The sequence below is a fragment of the uncultured Roseobacter sp. genome, assembly GCF_947493125.1.
Lineage (GTDB): Bacteria > Pseudomonadota > Alphaproteobacteria > Rhodobacterales > Rhodobacteraceae > Roseobacter.
The window spans coordinates 179,905-198,217 of the sequence record NZ_CANLQB010000004.1 but is presented as its reverse complement, the minus strand read 5'-3'; the positions used below and the strand labels follow the sequence as shown (position 1 = coordinate 198,217).

Annotated in this window: 20 protein-coding genes and 1 tRNA gene; 13 read left to right on the top strand and 8 right to left on the bottom strand. The window is 63.7% G+C overall.

Annotated elements, in window-relative coordinates; translation table 11 throughout:
* From Q1A71_RS10130 to Q1A71_RS10120, 3 genes are all read left to right on the top strand, one after another.
* Positions 1-456: a carboxymuconolactone decarboxylase family protein gene (locus Q1A71_RS10130; RefSeq protein ID WP_299674931.1), complete on the top strand. Its 456-nt coding sequence runs from the start codon at positions 1-3 to the stop codon at positions 454-456.
* A 316-nt stretch (positions 457-772) separates the two neighbouring features.
* A complete protein-coding gene (locus Q1A71_RS10125) occupies positions 773-3,190 on the top strand; it encodes an FAD-dependent oxidoreductase (protein ID WP_299674928.1) in 2,418 nt (805 codons plus the stop codon).
* Positions 3,191-3,231: 41 nt separating this feature from the next.
* Entirely contained in the window at positions 3,232-3,852 is a 621-nt protein-coding gene (locus Q1A71_RS10120; RefSeq protein ID WP_299674925.1) for a nucleotidyltransferase family protein, read from the top strand.
* On the opposite strand, the gene Q1A71_RS10115 is transcribed toward Q1A71_RS10120, so the two are convergent.
* A complete protein-coding gene (locus Q1A71_RS10115) occupies positions 3,849-4,532 on the bottom strand; it encodes a Hint domain-containing protein (protein WP_299674922.1) in 684 nt (227 codons plus the stop codon). The genes Q1A71_RS10120 and Q1A71_RS10115 overlap by 4 nt on opposite strands.
* Before the next feature lie 583 nt (positions 4,533-5,115).
* Positions 5,116-5,201 (bottom strand) — tRNA-Leu (locus Q1A71_RS10110).
* 126 nt (positions 5,202-5,327) lie between these two features.
* On the opposite strand from Q1A71_RS10110, the gene Q1A71_RS10105 reads away from it, so the two are divergent.
* Together Q1A71_RS10105 and Q1A71_RS10100 are read left to right on the top strand one after the other, a co-directional pair.
* Positions 5,328-5,906 carry a YqaA family protein gene (locus tag Q1A71_RS10105; protein ID WP_299674919.1) on the top strand — a complete coding sequence of 193 codons (579 nt, stop codon included), beginning with the start codon at positions 5,328-5,330 and terminating at the stop codon, positions 5,904-5,906.
* Positions 5,903-6,361 (top strand): disulfide bond formation protein B, encoded by a 459-nt coding sequence (locus tag Q1A71_RS10100; RefSeq protein WP_299674916.1) that lies wholly within the window; start codon positions 5,903-5,905, stop codon positions 6,359-6,361. The genes Q1A71_RS10105 and Q1A71_RS10100 overlap by 4 nt, the downstream gene beginning before the upstream one ends.
* Here the strand turns inward: Q1A71_RS10100 and Q1A71_RS10095 are convergent.
* The gene (locus Q1A71_RS10095; RefSeq protein WP_299675715.1) at positions 6,358-6,819 is read right to left on the bottom strand and encodes an Lrp/AsnC family transcriptional regulator; all 462 of its coding nucleotides are present in this window, start codon (positions 6,817-6,819) and stop codon (positions 6,358-6,360) included. The genes Q1A71_RS10100 and Q1A71_RS10095 overlap by 4 nt on opposite strands.
* A 74-nt stretch (positions 6,820-6,893) precedes the next feature.
* Here Q1A71_RS10095 and rocF point away from each other — a divergent pair, with 74 nt between their 5' ends.
* Both rocF and Q1A71_RS10085 read left to right on the top strand, forming a co-directional pair.
* The gene (gene rocF / locus Q1A71_RS10090; protein WP_299674913.1) at positions 6,894-7,814 is read left to right on the top strand and encodes an arginase; all 921 of its coding nucleotides are present in this window, start codon (positions 6,894-6,896) and stop codon (positions 7,812-7,814) included.
* A gap of 23 nt (positions 7,815-7,837) precedes the next feature.
* Entirely contained in the window at positions 7,838-8,893 is a 1,056-nt protein-coding gene (locus Q1A71_RS10085; RefSeq protein WP_299674910.1) for an ornithine cyclodeaminase, read from the top strand.
* Positions 8,894-8,963: 70 nt separating this feature from the next.
* Here the strand turns inward: Q1A71_RS10085 and Q1A71_RS10080 are convergent, their stop codons facing one another.
* Entirely contained in the window at positions 8,964-10,112 is a 1,149-nt protein-coding gene (locus Q1A71_RS10080; RefSeq protein ID WP_299674907.1) for an NAD(P)/FAD-dependent oxidoreductase, read from the bottom strand.
* A gap of 76 nt (positions 10,113-10,188) precedes the next feature.
* A complete protein-coding gene (gene dksA / locus Q1A71_RS10075) occupies positions 10,189-10,611 on the bottom strand; it encodes an RNA polymerase-binding protein DksA (RefSeq protein WP_159976436.1) in 423 nt (140 codons plus the stop codon).
* Positions 10,612-10,779: 168 nt separating this feature from the next.
* On the opposite strand from dksA, the gene Q1A71_RS10070 reads away from it, so the two are divergent.
* From Q1A71_RS10070 to Q1A71_RS10045, 6 genes are all read left to right on the top strand, one after another.
* Positions 10,780-11,619: a MoxR family ATPase gene (locus Q1A71_RS10070; protein WP_299674898.1), complete on the top strand. Its 840-nt coding sequence runs from the start codon at positions 10,780-10,782 to the stop codon at positions 11,617-11,619.
* 97 nt (positions 11,620-11,716) lie between these two features.
* Positions 11,717-12,172, top strand: coding sequence for a GNAT family N-acetyltransferase (locus tag Q1A71_RS10065; RefSeq protein WP_299674895.1), 456 nt, complete (start codon positions 11,717-11,719; stop codon positions 12,170-12,172).
* Positions 12,169-13,533, top strand: a complete 1,365-nt coding sequence (locus tag Q1A71_RS10060) for a DUF2927 domain-containing protein (protein ID WP_299674892.1) — start codon at positions 12,169-12,171, stop codon at positions 13,531-13,533. Before Q1A71_RS10065 ends, Q1A71_RS10060 begins: the two co-directional genes overlap by 4 nt.
* Before the next feature lie 49 nt (positions 13,534-13,582).
* Positions 13,583-13,750: an apolipoprotein acyltransferase gene (locus Q1A71_RS10055; protein WP_299674889.1), complete on the top strand. Its 168-nt coding sequence runs from the start codon at positions 13,583-13,585 to the stop codon at positions 13,748-13,750.
* An 11-nt stretch (positions 13,751-13,761) separates the two neighbouring features.
* The gene (locus Q1A71_RS10050) at positions 13,762-14,949 is read left to right on the top strand and encodes a VWA domain-containing protein (protein ID WP_299674886.1); all 1,188 of its coding nucleotides are present in this window, start codon (positions 13,762-13,764) and stop codon (positions 14,947-14,949) included.
* Positions 14,950-15,033: 84 nt separating this feature from the next.
* Positions 15,034-15,723: a M48 family metallopeptidase gene (locus tag Q1A71_RS10045; protein ID WP_299674883.1), complete on the top strand. Its 690-nt coding sequence runs from the start codon at positions 15,034-15,036 to the stop codon at positions 15,721-15,723.
* 9 nt (positions 15,724-15,732) lie between these two features.
* Here Q1A71_RS10045 and Q1A71_RS10040 read toward each other — a convergent pair whose 3' ends face one another.
* Genes Q1A71_RS10040 through Q1A71_RS10030 form a run of 3 tightly spaced genes read right to left on the bottom strand, consistent with a single transcriptional unit; the run spans position 15,733 to position 18,189 of the window.
* Entirely contained in the window at positions 15,733-16,275 is a 543-nt protein-coding gene (locus tag Q1A71_RS10040; protein WP_299674880.1) for an RSP_2648 family PIN domain-containing protein, read from the bottom strand.
* Between the two features lie 3 nt (positions 16,276-16,278).
* Positions 16,279-17,496 (bottom strand): RSP_2647 family RNA methyltransferase, encoded by a 1,218-nt coding sequence (locus Q1A71_RS10035; protein WP_299674877.1) that lies wholly within the window; start codon positions 17,494-17,496, stop codon positions 16,279-16,281.
* 39 nt (positions 17,497-17,535) lie between these two features.
* Complete coding sequence (locus tag Q1A71_RS10030; protein ID WP_299674874.1) at positions 17,536-18,189, bottom strand: DUF6778 family protein; 654 nt, start codon at positions 18,187-18,189, stop codon at positions 17,536-17,538.
* Between the last annotated feature and the right edge of the window lie 124 nt (positions 18,190-18,313).

Below are 18,313 nucleotides of genomic sequence, written 5' to 3'. Positions count from 1 at the left end.
ATGACCCAACGCCTCGATTACATGACCGCCGCCCCCGATGCCGTGAAAGCCGTCTACGGGCTGGAGCAATACATCGCCCGTGACGCCGGGCTCGAGCCGCGCCTCATTCACCTGCTCAAGCTGCGCGCCTCGCTGATCAACGGATGTGCCTATTGCGTCGACATGCACACCAAGGAGGCGCGCAAGGACGGGCTCTCCGACCAGTGGATCGCGCTCGTGGGTGTCTGGGAGGAGGCCGCCGTCTACACCCCCCGCGAACGCGCCCTGCTCGCCTGGACCGATGCGCTGACCAACATCGCCCAGACCGGCGCACCCGATGCGGCCTACGAGGCGATGTGCGCGCAGTTCTCGGAGGCCGAGGTCACCAACTACAGCGTGGCAATCAGCACCATCAACGTCTGGAACCGCCTCGCCGTGGGCTTCCGGATGGAACACGCGGTGGATCGCGCCGCCTGAGCCTTGCGCGCTCCGGGGTCACGCTTTGGCAGGATTTCGGGGCGCGCGCCCTGTTAACCCCGCCCGCACCGACGCGCGCACCGACAAAATACCGACGTGATACCGACGTGATACCGACACGGGTTTTGCCATGTGAGCCTGCGTTAACGGGTGAGTCGCGCGGTCTGGCCGATTTTGCCCCAAGACCCGTTGCGCGCCCGCCGCGTTAACCTCTGCGCGGCACCCTCCGAAACCGGCAAAATCTGTCGTTTCTGAAACAGCCCCTCCGCCCGCTGGAGTCCGAGAGTGGCCGCATCACCCCAGCGGAGGCACCCCCATGCAAACCACCACCCGTGTCGCCATCATCGGAGGCGGCGTTGTCGGCGCTTCGGTGCTCTATCACCTGACCAAACTCGGCTGGTCTGACGTGATGCTGCTGGAGCGGTCTGAGCTGACCTCCGGCTCCACATGGCACGCGGCAGGCGGGTTTCATACCCTCAACGGCGACACCAACATGGCCGCGCTTCAGGGCTATACGATCAATCTTTACAAGGAGTTGGAAGAGATCACCGGCATGTCCTGCGGGCTGCATCACGTGGGCGGCGTGACCCTCGCCGACAACCAGGACCGCTTCGACATGCTGCTGGCTGAGCGCGCCAAGCACCGCTTCATGGGGCTCGAGACCGAGATCGTCGGGCCAGAGGAGATCAAGCACATCGCCCCTGTCACCAACACCGACGGCATCCTCGGCGCGCTCTACGACCCGCTCGACGGCCACCTCGACCCCTCCGGCACCACCCACGCCTATGCCAAGGCCGCCCGCATGGGCGGCGCCACGATCGAGACGCACTGCATGGTGCGCGAAACCAACCAGCGCCCCGACGGCACCTGGGACGTGGTCACAGACAAAGGCACGATCCACGCGGAACACATTGTAAACGCTGGAGGATTATGGGCGCGCGAGGTCGGTGCCATGGCCGGGATCTACGTCCCCCTGCACCCGATGGAGCACCAGTATCTGGTCACCGAAGAGGTGCCCCTGATCGCCGAGATGATGGCCGACGGCAAGGAGCATCCCCATGTGATGGACCCGGCCGGCGAAAGCTACCTGCGGCAGGAGGGCAAGGGCCTCTGCATCGGCTTCTACGAGCAGCCCTGCCGCCCCTGGGCCGTCGATGGCACGTCATGGGAGTTCGGCCAGGACCTGCTGCCCAATGATTTCGACAAGATCGAGCAAAGCATTGATTTTGCTTATAAACGATTCCCCGATCTGGAGCGCGCGGGCGTCAAGAACGTGATCCACGGCCCCTTCACCTTCGCCCCCGACGGCAACCCGCTCGTCGGCCCCGTGCCCGGCATGCGCAACTACTGGTCCGCCTGCGGGGTCATGGCGGGCTTCTCACAAGGCGGCGGCGTCGGCCTGATGCTGGCGCAATGGATGACCCAAGGCGAGACCGAGCGCGACACCATGGCGATGGACGTCGCGCGCTTCGGTGATTGGATCACACCCGGCTACACCCTGCCAAAAGTCATTGAAAACTATCAGAAAAGATTCTCCGTCGCCTACCCGAACGAGGAGCTGCCCGCGGCCCGCCCCTTCCGCACCACCCCCATGTACGACATCTTCTCGGACATGGGCGCGGTCTGGGGCCAGCAGTACGGGCTCGAGGTCGCGAACTACTTCGCCCAAGGCGACGAGCCGACTTACGAAACCCCCTCTTTCCGCCGGTCCGATGCCTTCGCGGCCACGGCACGTGAGGTCACAGCCGTCCGCCAAGCTGTTGGAATCAATGAGGTTCAGAACTTCGGAAAGTATCGCGTCACCGGCCCCCGCGCCCGCGCCTGGCTCAACCGTCTCATGGCTGGCCGCGTTCCCGCGCCCGGACGGCTCAGTCTCACGCCGATGCTCTCCCCCAAAGGCCGCCTGATCGGCGATTTCACCATCTCCTGCCTCGGCGACGAGGAGTTCCAGCTCACTGCCTCCTACGGCGCGCAGGCCTTCCACTGGCGCTGGTTCCTGCAACATGCAGAAAACGGTGTAACCCTCGAAAACATCAGCGATAAACGCACCGGCTTTCAGATCGCAGGGCCAAAATCTCGCGCGGTTCTCGCCGCCTGCACCCGTGCCGACATCTCCGACATGGCCTTCCTCGATCTGCGCCGCCTGACCATCGGAATGGCTGACTGTCTGGTGCAGCGCGTGAGCTACACCGGTGATCTGGGCTTCGAGATCTATTGCGACCCGATGAGCCAGCGCGCGCTCTGGTCCGCGCTCTGGTCCGCCGGGCAGCCGCACGGCATGACGCCCTTCGGTATGCGCGCCATGATGTCGCTGCGGCTCGATAAATTCTTTGGCAGCTGGATGGCGGAATTCTCGCCCGACTACACCGCCGCCGAAACCGGGCTCGACCGATTTATCTCCTTCAAGAAAAACGATAATTTCATCGGGCGTGCTGCCGCCGAGGCGGAGCGGGACGCGGGCCCCACCCGCAAGCTGGTGGCCTTCGAAGTGGAGGCAGAAGACGCGGATGTGCAAGGCTACGAGCCCATCTGGCTTGATGGCGAAGTCGTCGGGTTCTGCACCTCCGGCGGTTATTCTCACCACACCCAGACGTCGGTGGCCATGGGCTTTCTGCCTGCGGACCGCGTGGATGCCGCCCCGGACGTAGAGATCGAAATCCTCGGCCAGATGCGCCCGGCCCGCGTGCTCACCACCCCGCTCTTCGATGCCGACGGCACCCGGATGCGCGGCTGAGGGTCGCTTTCCGGCGCGCCGCTTTTGCGCTATCAGGGGGGATGAGCCCCGACACCCCGCGCCATCTTCCCGTCATCGTCCTCGCCGCCGGCCAGTCGCGCCGCATGCGCGGTGCGGACAAACTGCTCGAAGAGATCGACGGGGTGCCGTTGCTGCGGCGCCAGGCGGAGCTTGCCTGCGCCGTCACCTCGGGCCCCATCCTTGTGGCCCTGCCGCCCGCGCCCCATCCACGCTACCAGTGCCTCGACGCGCTTGCCGTCAACCGCGTACCTGTACCAGACGCGCAGGAGGGGATGAACGCCAGCCTGCGCACCGCCTTTGCGGCGGTGCCGCCCGATGCACCTGCCGCGATGCTCCTGCTGGCGGATCTGCCTGAGCTGACGGAAGGTGACTTGAGAAAAGTACTTCAAGCCGTTGACCTCAAATCGGAAAGCGTGATCTGGCGCGGAACCACGGAAGACGGTCAACCAGGGCATCCCATCGTCTTTTCCGCAGCGCTCTTTCCGGCCTTTGCGACACTCAGCGGCGACGGCGGTGGCCGGGACGTGGTCGCCTTGGCGGGTGACCGTATCGTGTGCGTCCCGCTGCCGGGCGGACGTGCCCGGTGCGATCTCGATACGCCGGAGGAATGGGCGGCCTGGCGCGCGCGCTCCGCGCTTTAGGGGTCTAGAAGAAGCTCAGCTTCGCTCCGGGTCAAGGCCCGACGCGCGGTCTGGTAAGCGGCTCTGCCCCGGGATGTCTTCAGGTCCGGAAACAGGTGCTCCAGCTCACATCGCTGCAGAGCGCCGACACCACCGAGGCTCTCGTCCCCGGGCTCAAAGCTTTCCGTCCATGTGCCGTTCGACAGGACGATCTCGTGCTGCTCGAACATGATGTGAATATATGTCGTCCACGGCACCGGCGCGATCTCGACACCGGGCCGTCCGAGCAGATCCCGCGCCGCCACCAAGACTTCGCGCTCATCGAAGTGATGCAGGGTTTTGTCGTTTGAAACCAGGGCCCTGTGACCTGGGCTGAGCCGCATATCCGTGATCGGCAGGCCGCCACCCAAGGCCCCTGCGCGAATGAGGACGGGCCTGAGGTGTGGTGCCGCAAACAACTCGACCCCGGTCAACCCGCGGGTTCCCTTCCAGCAAATCCGCCGAATGCCGTTGTCGCGGGTGATCACCGCGTCACCGGGGCGCAGCGTCTCGACAGCACGGGCGCCCGCAGGCGTGGCGATCAGTGTGCCGGGTGTGAAGCAGATGGGCTGCGTGGCGGTCTCGCGTCCATGACCGGCTTCAACGGTTGTCCACGTGAGGGCCGTCCCAACAACGCTGAACTGATCTCGGGGCTGCGCCATGTGTAGTCCGGGTGCGCTCTTCACGGTCTCCGTCCCTTGCATCCACCACCGACGCCGGGCGTGCCATCGCAGCCTGACCCCAGAGCCTCTCTCACCTCCGGCACGAAGGGCCTCCGCATCGAGGCCGTGAGCACCAGCATTTTTTTGTCTGAACGCACCCCAAAAGGGCCCACTCATAAAAAAGCATTGCACATTTTGTAGGGACGCCCGCCTCGACCACAAAGGGGAATTTGTCGGAAAAGGACGCAAGATGAGGCAGTTGCACCGCATTTGCCACCCAGCGCATTGACCGGAATCGCCAAAGCTCAACCGTCCTGTCTCACCCAATGGGATACAGATTTATGTAAACTCGAATGATTTGAAAGCGTTGCGCACATGCAAGATCACACGGCAGCCCTCGGCTCCACCTGCTGCAGGCACCGCCCGACATGGCGGCCAACATCGGCGGTATCACGCTGACCCGAGGCCGGGATTGCCACGCTGCCTGGACATCAAGCCACTCCGACAGTCGGTGCACGCGCTCCGCGCCGTGGCATTGTGACCACCGCCCCCACTGACGAGACACGGGAAAGATGTGCTGTGTTGGTACCCAAGGCCGGACTCGAACCGGCACGGTATCACTACCGGCGGATTTTGAATCCGCTGCGTCTACCATTCCGCCACTTGGGCAACGCTTGCGACTTACCGCGTGGCTGTGCTCCGGGCAAGAGGATTTTACCGCCCCCCTCGCCGGGCCGCTTGACCCCGCGGCGATCCCATGGTCTTGCACAGCAAAACAACGGAAGATCGCAAGCCATGTTGCGCAGCCTCTACGATTGGACCCTGAGCAAGGTCGACCACCCGCATGCGCTTTGGGTGCTGGCCTTTGTGAGCTTTATCGAAAGCTCCGTCTTTCCCATCCCCCCCGATGTACTGATGATCCCGATGATCATCGCGCGCCCGTCCCGCGCCTGGCTCATTGCCAGTGTCTGCCTCATCGCCTCCGTTCTCGGGGGTGTGCTTGGCTATGTCATCGGCGCCTTCGCCTTCGAGACCATCGGACAGCCCGTGCTGGAGACACTGGGCAAGGCCGACGCGATGGAGGCCTTCAACAGCCGCTTCAACGACTTCGGCTTCTGGGCGGTGCTGACAGCAGGGGTCACGCCTTTTCCGTACAAGGTCATCACGATCATGTCGGGGTGGACGTCGATGCCGCTCGGCACCTTCATCGCCACGTCCATCCTCGCACGAGGCCTGAGGTTCTTCCTGGTCGCCTTCCTGTTGTGGAAGTACGGCGCCCCGATCCGTGATTTCATCGAACAGCGACTAGGCCTGATGTTCACCCTCTTCATTGCCCTGCTGATCGGGGGCTTTGCCGTGCTGAAGTTCCTGTGACCCGGACCGGCGTCATTCTCGCCGCCACCCTTGGCTCCGCCGCGCTGCTGCTTGGCGCTTACGCCTTTCAGCATCTGGGCGGTCTGGCACCTTGCAAGCTGTGCATCTGGCAGCGCTATCCGCATGTGGTCGCGATCGGTGTGGGTCTGATCGCGCTGCAGATCCGTCACCGTGGGCTTGCCGTGATCGGGGCGCTGGCAGCGCTGGCCACCGCAGGCGTCGGTGTCTACCACGTCGGGGTCGAGCAAGGCTGGTGGGAGGGGCCCACCAGCTGTTCCGCCGGCCCCATCGGAGGGATGAACGCGGATGAACTGTTGGACCAGATCCTGGCCGCCCCCCTCGTGCAATGCGACCAGATCGCCTGGGAACTGCTCGGCATCAGCATGGCGGGGTGGAACGCCCTCCTGTCATTCGGGCTGGCGGGCCTGTGGCTTATGGCCCTGCGCCGGGCCTAACTGTCCTTGCGGGTACTGAGCAATAAGCTCGTTTCGCTCGCGGTCACGCCTTCGAGGCGCCGGACCTGAAACAGGATCTGGTCGAACCGCTCCAGCGTGTCGGTTCCGATCTCAACGATTACATCCCACCGCCCATTGGTCGAATAGACCCGGCGGACCTCGGGCATACCCGCAAGATGGCGCAGGATGCGATCCGTCCCCCGGCCCTCGATGGCGATCATCATCAAGCCCCGCACCGGATCGCTCAGCCGGTCCTCCTTCATGACGACGGTAAACCCGAGAATATCGCCCCGCTCCTGCAGTTTCGCCAGGCGTGCCCGTACCGTTGCACGTGTCAAACCGAGAGAGGCAGCCAGATCGGACAGCGACGCGCGCGCATTGTGGCGCAGCGCACCGATCAGGCGCTTGTCCATATCGTCCATCTTGGCTTTCCAATTCGATGGTTTGGCGAACGTTATGATCGAAATGGCGGGTTGTCCATCGCACGAACCGATCAGTACCTTGCATCAGACCAAGCCAGATGGAGCATTTTATGAATCCCAGGACCTGCCTGCTTTACGGTGCGCCCGTCGACAGTGGAAAGCGCCGCCGCGGGTGCCTCATGGGCCCTGATGCCTATCGCACCGCTGGCCTGGAGGACGCGCTGGCGGGCTTGGGGCACGCTGTCGAGGATCGCGGGAATGTGGTGCCTGCGCCGGTTACGGCACAGCCTCACCCGCATCTTCATGCGCTGCAGGAAACCATCGCCTGGACAACGGCCCTCGCCGATGCGGCGGAGGCGGGATTGCCGGACGGAACGCCAATCTTCATGGGCGGCGATCACGCGCTCGCGCTCGGCACCGTGCTGGGTGCAATGCGGCATGCCGAGCGTGAGGAGCGCCCGCTCTTCGTGCTCTGGCTCGACGCCCACAGTGACTTTCATACGCCGGCAACCACCGACAGCGGCCATCTGCACGGCACGCCCCTGGGGTATGTGACCGGGCGCCCTGATTTCGACGGTTTCCCCGCCATCGCCGCCCCGCTTCCGCAGGAGAACATCGCCATAATCGGGCTTCGTTCCGTGGATACCGCAGAGCGGGCGGCGCTGCAGGAAACCGCCGTCCACCGGGTGGACATGCGCGAGATCGACGAGACCGGGATTGCGAAACCGCTGGCGGCCTTCCTCGCCCGTGTGGCCGCCGCCAAAGGCATGCTGCACGTCTCCCTGGACGTGGACTTCCTCGACCCCGCTATCGCGCCCGCGGTCGGCACCACCGTCCCCGGCGGCGCCACCATCCGGGAGGCACATCTCGTCATGGAGATGCTGCACGACAGCGGGCTGATGACCTCGCTCGATCTGGTCGAGCTCAACCCCTTCCTTGATGAGCGTGGCCGCACGGCGCAGGTGATGGTCGATCTGGCCGCGTCCGCCTTTGGCCGCCGCGTCTTCGACCGCCCCACCCGCGCATATTGAGGCATTAGCCCAGAGGATAAGCCATGACCCATCTGCCCCCGTCCGACAAGGCGCTGGTGCCCTTCGTCTCCGTCGATCACATGATGCAGCTCATACACCGCATCGGCGTCGAAGAGATGCTGCGTGGGCTGGCAGCCTATATCGAGGCGGACTTCAAGCGCTGGCAGCTCTTCGATAAGACCCCGCGCGTCGCCAGCCATTCCGCCGAAGGTGTGATCGAGCTGATGCCCACCTCGGACGGCGATGTCTACGGCTTCAAATATGTGAACGGTCATCCCAAGAACACCGCTGAAGGTCTGCAGACCGTCACCGCCTTCGGCCTGCTGGCCGATGTGGCCTCCGGCTATCCCGTCTTGCTGAGCGAAATGACACTGCTCACGGCCATGCGGACGGCGGCCACATCGGCGCTCGTGGCCCGCACGCTGGCGCCCAAGGACAGCACCGTTATGGCGATGATCGGCAATGGCGCGCAATCGGAGTTCCAGACCCTTGCGATGAAGGCCATATGCGGGCTGAAAGAGGTCCGGCTTTACGACATCGACACCGCCGCAACCCGCAAATGCGCAGCCAATCTGGCGGACGCGGGCGTCACCGTCACCTCCTGCAGCACGGCCGAAGAGGCGATCCTGGGCGCGCAGATCATCACCACCTGCACCGCCGACAAGCAATATGCCACCATTCTGACCGACAACATGATCGGCTCGGGCGTGCACATCAACGCCATCGGCGGCGATTGTCCCGGCAAGACGGAACTGGCGCCGGCCATCCTGCATCGCGCGGAGATCTTCGTCGAATATCCCGAACAGACCCGCATCGAAGGCGAAATCCAGCAACTTGCCGAGGATCACCCCGTGACCGAAATCTGGCAGGTGCTGAATGGTCAGGCCGCGGGTCGACGCTCCGAGGAGCAGATCACGCTCTTCGATTCCGTGGGCTTCGCCATAGAAGACTTTTCGGCCCTGCGGTACGTCCGCGATCAATTGCAGGAGACCGGGCTCTACGATGCGTTGGACATGTTGGCCGACCCGGACGATCCGCGCGATCTCTTCGGCATGCTCCGGCGCGCCAGACCGAGCTGAGCCGTTTTGGGCGTGCCCAAAACCAGATGATGACCTGCGCGCCGCAGGCGCGCTCCGTTGGACCAAGAGATCACTGCGCCTTCACATCATGCCCATAGATCCAGTCGAACTGGCGCATCATCAGGCCCGGTGCGAGCCTGCTCCCGAGGGACAGCCCCAGATGCGCGAGCTGGCGCACAGGTCCCTCTCGCAGGTGATACTTCCACGCGTTGCCACTCGCCGCGTCGATCACCTTCGTGGCGCGCCTCTGCCGCACCTCCTGATACCGCGTCTCCATCGTTTCTGCCGCAACGCACTCCGCCAGAACCCAGGCATCTTCCAGTGCGAGGTTTGCACCCTGCGCCAGAAACGGCAGCGTCGGGTGCGCCGCATCCCCCAACAGCGCCACATTGCCCCGCATCCAACAGTCTGCAACCGGGTGCCGGAACAGCCCCCAAAGGCTGACCTGCTCCACCTGTTGCAAAAGCCCGGCCACCGGCCCTCCGAAATCGGCAAAGGCCGCCTGCAGCGCCGCGGGATCGTCCTCGTGGGTCCAGCCTTCCTCCGCCCAGGCGTCACGTTCCTGCACCGCGACCAGATTCATCAGGCGCCCGTCCCGCAGCGGATAGCTCACCACATGACGCCCCGGCCCCATGGCAACCTGCGCCTCTGGCACGGCTTGCTGCGCAGGAACCGTTGCCCGCCAGGCCACTTGCCCGGTGAACCGCGCCTCCGATCCCGCCGCAATCACCGGACGTCCAACCGAATGAATGCCATCGGCACAGACGATCAATTCGGCGCGCATCTCTTCGCCACTGGCCAGCGTCAGCTCCGGCACGTCGCCCGGACGGATCGAGGCAACCTCTTGTCCGAGCTCTAGGACGACACCCGCCTCACGCGCAGCCTGAGCCAGGACGCTGACCAGATCATGGCGATGCACAAAGAGATACCGTTGATCTCTCAACCGCGTCAGATCCAGCCGCGCCACCTGAGCGCCTGCCTTGTAATCAAAAAGCACCACCGCCCGCGCGGTGACCGCACCGCGGTGCAACAGCGCCTCTTCCAGCCCCAAGGCCCGCAGCACCGCGAGCCCGTTGGGGCTCACCTGCAGCCCGGCGCCCACTTCACGGATCTCAGGCGCGCGCTCATAGAGCGTGACCGTCACACCCCTCCGCGCCAAGGCCGTCGCGCAGGCGAGCCCTCCGACCCCGCCCCCCACAACAATCGCATTCCTGATCATCGCTGATCCTCAAAACAAAAACGCCGAAGCACCCGCTCCGACGTTTCTAAGATCGCTCCGGTGGACTTGAATGGGGTCAATCGTCGCGGTGCACTTTCTCGCGGCGCTCGTGGCGCTCCTGCGCTTCGAGGCTCATGGTCGCAATCGGACGTGCATCCAGCCGCTTCAGCGAAATCGGCTCCCCGGTGACCGAGCAGTAGCCGAACTCACCCTCTTCGATACGTCGCAGCGCCCCGTCGATCTTGCTCACCAGCTTGCGCTGACGGTCCCGGGTGCGCAGCTCCAGCGCGCGGTCGGTTTCCTCAGACGCGCGGTCGGCGACATCGGGTATGTTCCGAGTGCCATCCTGCAGCCCTTCGATGGTGTCGCGGCTGCCGGCGAGAAGCTCAGCGCGCCAGTTCAACAGTTTTCGGCGAAAATACTCCACCTGGCGTTCGTTCATGAACGGCTCGTCTTCAGCCGGGCGGTAATCATCCGGCAGAAACAGTTCCTGTTTCATTGGCTTCCCCTCAACATGGCTAACGTCTGTCATTCGCTACTTGTCCCTAGGCCAAGTGCCCCCGTGCGCCACGATCTACCGCACGTCCTATCAATTGTCACTACACAATCCTGAAGAAATACGGCTAAAAGCATCACAACTCAGGGCGTCACAAGGGGTTGACAGAACATGAAATTCCAAGGCACCGCAGACTATATCGCCACGGACGATCTGACGATCGCGGTTAACGCGGCCGTGACTTTGGAACGGCCTCTTCTCGTCAAAGGCGAACCCGGCACCGGCAAGACGGAACTGGCGCGCCAGGTCAGTAGCGCCCTCGATCTGCCGATGATCGAATGGAACATCAAATCCACCACCCGCGCGCAACAGGGACTTTACGAATATGATGCCGTCAGCCGGCTGCGCGACAGCCAGCTTGGTGACGAACGGGTGCATGACGTCGCCAACTATATCCGCAAGGGCAAGCTCTGGGAGGCGTTCGAGGCTGATCAGAAGGTGGTGCTGCTGATCGATGAAATCGACAAGGCCGATATCGAATTTCCGAACGATCTGCTGCAGGAACTCGATAAGATGGAGTTCTTCGTCTACGAGACCGGTGAGACCATCAGGGCGCGGCATCGGCCTATCGTGATCATCACCTCCAACAATGAAAAGGAGCTGCCTGACGCCTTCCTGCGCCGCTGCTTCTTCCACTACATCCGCTTTCCCGAGATGGAGACCTTGCGCCAGATCGTCGAGGTGCATTTCCCCGGCATCAAGGACGCGCTGCTCACCACGGCACTGACACAGTTCTACGAGATCCGGGATCAGGCCGGGCTGAAGAAAAAGCCCTCGACCTCCGAGGTGCTCGACTGGCTGAAGCTGCTGCTGGCCGAAGACCTGACCGCCGAGGATCTGAAGAGCTCCGGCGCCAACGCGCTGCCAAAGCTGCACGGCGCGCTGCTCAAGAACGAGCAGGACGTGCATCTCTTCGAACGGCTGGCCTTTCTCGCGCGCAGCGGGCGCTAGGACAGCGGGTTTGACAGCTCCCTGCCTTCGCTGCACAGTGGAGATGTAACGATCCGCGGCACCTAGATTGCGGGCACGAGCTTAGGCAGGCAAAACAGTGACACACCCTGGCACTCTATCCGTGCGCCCCCTCCGCATGGAGGACAAGGCGGAGTGGGCGGAGCTTTGGACGGCGTATCTTGCCTTCTACGAGACGACGCGCCCTCAAGAGATCTTTGACCTCTATTTCGACCGGCTGATGGGCGACGATCCGCAGGACTACAACGGCCTTGTCGCGGAGCTTGACGGTCGGCTGGTGGGGCTGACCCACTACCTCTTTCATCGTCACGGCTGGTCCGAGGAGAACGTCTGTTACCTGCAAGACCTATATGCAGCGCCTGATGTACGCGGTGCCGGCATTGGCCGCGCGCTCATCGAAGCGGTCTATGCGATGGCGGACACAGAAGGCGCGCCCGGCGTCTACTGGCTGACGCAGGATTTCAACGCCACGGCGCGGCAGCTCTACGACCGGATTGGCGTGAAGACACCTTTCATCAAGTACAACCGCCGATGAGACGCCGTCTCCTCCTGCCCATGCTCCTGTTGCTGAACGCCTGCGTGCCGATCACGCAGGGCAACACACCCTCCCGCGCCGTGATTGCTGACAGCACCTTGCCCCCGATGAAGACCTTCGGGCGCGCCCAGATCGCTCGCCCACCGCTCGCCAATGCGGCGCTTGTGCAGGACTTCCTGGATCTGTCCTTCCAACTGGAAAGCGGGCGAGACCTGCCCGTCTTTACACGGTTCGAGGAGCCGATCAGCTTGCGCGTGACGGGCGCACCCCCGCCCACCCTGGCTGCTGACCTGGGTGCTCTTCTCGACCGTTTGCAGACCGAAGCCGGCATCCCGATCACCACCACTTCGCGCGCCGATGCCAGCATCACACTCGAAGCGGTGTCCCGCGCGGACATTCGGCGCGTCCTGCCACAGGCGGCGTGCTTTGTCGTGCCGAACGTTGGCTCGCTGAAAGAGTACCGCAGCGCGCGGCGCAGCCCCCGCACCAACTGGGCCGAATTGCAGGTGCGCACACGCATCGCGATCTTCCTGCCGCGCGACGCCAGCCCTCAGGAAACCCGCGATTGCCTGCATGAGGAGCTGGCCCAGGCCCTGGGCCCGCTGAACGACCTCTACCGCCTGCCCAACTCGGTCTTCAATGACGACAACGTGCACACGGTGTTGACGAACTTCGATATGCTGATGCTGCGCGCCACCTACGCACCCGAGTTGCGCTCCGGCATGTCTCGGCGCGACGTGGCCCGGGAGCTGCCTGCGATCTTTGCGCGCTTAAATCCAGCCGGTCAGACAGGGTTACGCCCCCGATCAGATCCGACACCACAATCCTGGCGCACAGCCATCCAAGCGGCGCTCGGCCCCGGCTCCAGCAGCGCTGCGCGCCGCGCAGCCTCCGATACCGCCGTCGCCATCGCGCAGCGGCGGGGCTGGGCCGACAACCGCCGCGCGTTTGCACATTATGCCAAGGGGCGCGCGTTGCAGCGGACCGACCCCCTCGCCGCGCGCCGGGAGTATCTTCTCGCTGATCGGTTCTATGCCCGTACGCCATCGACGCAGTTGCACCGCGCCTATGTCGCCACGCAACTGGCGGCCTATGATCTGGTAGAGGGCAACGGGGCGGGTGCCCTGCGTCTCATCGACCCACATCTGGAACCTGCACGGCGCGCACAGAACGCGGCTCTTCTGGCAACACTGCAGTTGATGCGCGCCGAAGCTCTTGGTCTTCTGGGCCGCGACAACGAGGCCCGCGCCGTTCGTCTGGACAGTCTGGGGTGGGCACGCTACGGGTTCGGGCCAGATTGGGCGGTGCGCGCGAAACAGCAGGAAGTCTCTTCGCTGGTCCCGGGCACGCCTCCCGCCTGACCTCGCCTTGCGACGGGGACCAGCGTGCACAGACAGAACGGGGATATGAATGATCGTTATCGCTGCTGCTCTTCTCGGCGCCCTCATCGGCGGGATGACCGCCGTCCGGCGCAAGGGCAACAAGAAAGACATTGCCCAGTATGCGGCAGGCTACGCCATGGCGTTCACCATCGTGGGCATGATCCTCACGGTGGTGATCCACCGGATGCTGGTGTAACCTGACACGCGATGTTCCTGCCGTTTTTCGACGCCTTGCGCCAGAATGCCGTGCCTGTCTCGCTGCGGGAGTTCCTGTCGTTTCTCGAAGGGCTGCAGGCCGGGCTGGCCACCTATGACGTGGAGGCGTTCTACTACCTCGCGCGCCTGACGCTGGTGAAGGACGAGCGCAACATCGACAAGTTCGACCGCGCTTTTGCGACCACCTTCTCGGGGCTGGAACAAATCTCCACCGAAGAGGTGCTGGAGGCGGTCGACATCCCCGGCGACTGGCTGGAGAAGATGGCCGAAAAGCACCTCACCACCGAGGAAAAGGCCGAGATCGAGGCCCTGGGGGGCTTCGACAAGCTCATGCAGACCCTGAAAAAGCAGCTTGAAGAGCAACAGGGGCGCCACCAGGGCGGCAACAAATGGATCGGCACCGCCGGCACCTCGCCCTTCGGTGCCTATGGCTACAACCCCGAAGGCGTGCGCATTGGGCAGGACCGCTCGCGCCACCAACGCGCCACCAAGGTCTGGGACAAACGCGAGTTTCGCAACCTCGATGACACGGTGGAACTCGGCACGCGCAACATCAAAGTCGCCCTGAAACGGCTGCGCCGCTGGGCCCGCGACGGCGCCGAGGACGAACTGGACTTGAATGGCACCATCCGCGCCACCGCCGAGCATGGCTATCTCGACGTGAAAACCCGGCCCGAGCGGCGCAATGCGGTCAAGGTGTTGCTGTTTCTCGACGTGGGCGGCTCCATGGACCCGCACGTGAAAGTTGTTGAGGAGCTCTTCTCCGCCGCCCGCGCCGAATTCAAACATATGGAATATTACTACTTCCACAATTGCATCTACGAAGGGCTCTGGCGCGACAACCGCCGCCGCTGGGACGCGCAGATCCCCACCCATGAGGTGCTGCGCACCTACGGTCCGGACTACAAGTGTATTTTTGTCGGTGACGCTTCGATGTCGCCTTACGAGATCGCCTACCCAGGTGGTGCATCCGAACACTGGAACCAGGAAAGCGGTGCGACTTGGCTGACCCGCGTGGGCGAACAATGGCCCGCGACCCTCTGGATCAACCCGGTGCCGGAAAAATATTGGCCTTACACGCAATCCATTTCGATGATCCAGGAGCTGATTGGCCCCGAGGCCATGGTGCCCATGACACTCTCCGGGATCGAGCGAGGCATGAAACTGCTGAGCCGGTAGTATCGACGCGGTCAGCCTGAAAATTTCCGCCCCAGAGACGACGCCGAGCTTGCCGCCTGCGCTGCGGACCCCCATATTTCATCAATGATCAAGTTCACGCCGATCCTGCTGGCCATCCTCTACGGTCTGGTGATGTACCGCTTCTCTGCCTGGCGCACGGCCAAGCAACTGGACGCGCAGTCGACCGAGCTGGCCGATCCCAAGCTCAAGGCGTTGATGGACCGAATGGCGGCGGCCCTCGAACTCCCGCGCATCCGCGTGCATATCTACGAAATCGACCCAGTGAACGGGCTGGCAGCCCCAGACGGTCGCATTTTCATCACCCGCGGCTTTTACAAGAAGTTTCGCGCAGGCGAGGTCACCGATGAGGAGATGGCGAGCGTCATCGCCCACGAAATGGGGCACGTGGCCCTGGGTCACTCCCGGCGGCGGATGATCGATTTTTCCGGCCAGAATGCGCTGCGCACCGCGCTCGCCATGGTGCTTGGCCGGTTCATCCCCGGTGTCGGGCCCTGGATTGCCGGGATGCTGACGAGCTTGCTCGCCGCCCGGCTCTCCCGTTCGGACGAATATGAGGCCGATGCCTATGCGGCTGCGTTGCTGACCAAGGCGGGCATCGGTGTCGCGCCGCAGATCAGCCTCTTCCGAAAGCTCGACGCGCTCACGCAACAGAACGGCGGCACGATCCCGGCGTGGCTGCTGAGCCATCCCAAGACAGATGATCGTATCGCTGCGCTGGAGGCGCTCGAGTCGAAATGGGTCACCACCGATTGATCTGCGGAATTATCGGCTCACCGCCTTGGCAAGACGTGGCAAGCGCGCTTTCTTCAGCAAAGCTCGCAACTCCCAGGTCTCTCCGGACAGGCGTTCCGCCTCCGCCCGCACCGCATGTGCAACCTGAGTGATAGCGTGAGGTTCGGCACACCAGAGCCTGTGCAGATAGCCGTCAGGGTCGATCCTCTCCAGCCCTTCCTCCGCCAGTACGTTCTTTGGAAAATCCTTTGCATTCAGTGTCATGATGGCATCACTTGATGTCGACACGGCTGTGGCGAGCACGTGAATGTCATTCGCATCCGGCAACCACAGCCGGGCATCGAGATGCGGGGCCGCCGGTGCTTCGGATGCAGGCCAGTCCCGCCGCAGAATGGCGATCTCGGCCCGTGCCTGCGCCTCTCCCTCGGGTCCCAGCTTACGGGCCGCCCGCGCCCATTCCTCCAGGATTCGCGCGGACCAGACCGGTTGGAAGACCCCGGTGGCCGCGACACCGAGCACCATCTCGCGCATCACCGTCGGATAGAGCACGCAGGCATCGATGGTGATCTTCATGGCTCAGACCCGGAAGAAGAGGGATTTGAGGTACCCGCTTTCCGCCAATTGGGGCAGCTGGGGATGATCGGGCCCCGCAAAGCCCGTATGGATCAGTGCGGCGCGTCGCCCGGCCCGTCCGATCCCGCGCAGGCTGGCCCCACGGAAGGCGGAAAGGTCGGCCGCATGCGAGCAGGAACACAGGCCAAGGATGCCGTTCTCCGCCACCAAAGGTGTGGCCAGGCGGGCAATCCGCTCATAGGCGCGCAAGCCCGCCTCCAGCGCGGGGCGTGACGGTGCGAAGGCCGGTGGGTCACAAATGACCACATCGAACTTGGCCCCGTCTGCACCGAGCGCAGTCAGCACATCGAAGGCATCCCCCTGCCGCGTGTCAAACCGCGCTCCGACTTGCATCGCAGCGGCACCGCCTGTGGCGAGATCGAGAGCGGGCTGAGACGCGTCGACAGCCAGAGCGTGCTCCGCCCCCGCAGCAAGTGCAGCCAGCGAAAAGCCGCCCACATGGCTGAACACATCGAGCACCCGCGCTCCTCGCGACAGACCCGCCGCAAAGGCGTGGTTCGGTCTTTGGTCAAAGAAGAGGCCCGTCTTTTGCCCCCCGGTCACATCCGCCAGATAAATCGCACCGTTCATCGGCACCTGCACGGGCCCGTCAGGTGCCGAGCCGCACAAAACTTCGGATCGGTCATTGAGCCCTTCGAGGCCCCGCGTACGCCCGCCGGCGTTCTTGATCACGGTCTTGACCTGTGTGACGGCCTTCAGCGCCGCGGTCAGAGGTTCCAGCAACCGCTCCGCCCACGCGGCATTTGGCTGCACCACGCAGAGATCTCCAAACCGGTCGATCACCACGCCGGGGAGTCCGTCCGCCTCGGCGTGAACCAAGCGGTAGTAAGGTGCGTCAAAAAGCTGGACGCGCAACGCCAGAGCCCTCGCCAGCCGCGCTTCGAACCACTCCTGGTCGATCCGAACGGTCACGCGCGGGTCCAGCATCCGCGCGATGATCTTAGATTTCGGATTGACCCCGACGATCCCCATAGGCTGCCGTTTGTCGTCTTGAAGCACGGCCAGAGATCCAGCAGCCAACGCCTTGGTACGCCGGTCCGTCACCAACTCATTGGCATAGATCCACGGAAACCCGCGGCGGATAGCCTGGGCGTTGGCCTTTGGCTTCAGCCGGACGACCGGAAGCCCGTCAGGGGCGGATACAGAAGAGGGCGCTGTCATGGCGCCCTCCTCTAGTCTGTTCCTCGATCGGGTGAAAGATCAGAATGTGTTGTTGATCGCCTGCACAAGACCCAGCCGCTGGTTGGCGTAGCCGCCGCGCTGCTCGAGCTCGGTCTCGATGACCCGTGCAAGGTGCTCGGTGATCCGAACCTTCTGCGTCAGACCCTGACGCTCTGCATCCACGGCCTTCTGGCCGCCGAACCCTCTGAGGTCCGCCCGGACGACGCGTTGGCCGCCCAGGGCTTCCCCTGTCCGCGCGTCGCGCAGTGTCAAGCCGAAGCGGATAGAATGCACGCCGCCCACGGTGTACCGTGCCTTCTCAGTCAGTGCGTGAAACCGCAGAACCTCGACATCCAGAACAACGGGTGTGCCGGTCGTCATGTCCGCCGTGCCACGGGTCATGGCCTCCTCAAAGATGGCCTGCACTTGCGCATGGCGGTCGCCGGGCGCATCACCACGCCAGACGATGTCGCCCGACGGATAGTAGCTGTTGGCTTCCGAGACTTTCAACGTCTCCGGCACCGCCACCTCGATCTGACGCACGTTGAGCGGCTGGGTCTGCGCCTGAAGCGCAGCCCCGCCCGCATTGGGCGTGGTTTCAAAGGGTGTATTCCGGCTGGCGGTATCGGTCGTCGCGCAGCCGGCCATCATCGCGGCGAGCCCCAGCGCCGCACATGTCTTCATAAAGGTCATATGTGTCTCCACATGTCGGGGCGACTTCTGCCTGCCCATGTAAGGTTGACAAAAGATTTACCTTTGGAGTGAGGCCGAATTATGACGAATTTTAGGTAAAACCGACGCGAATGCGCGCCAAATA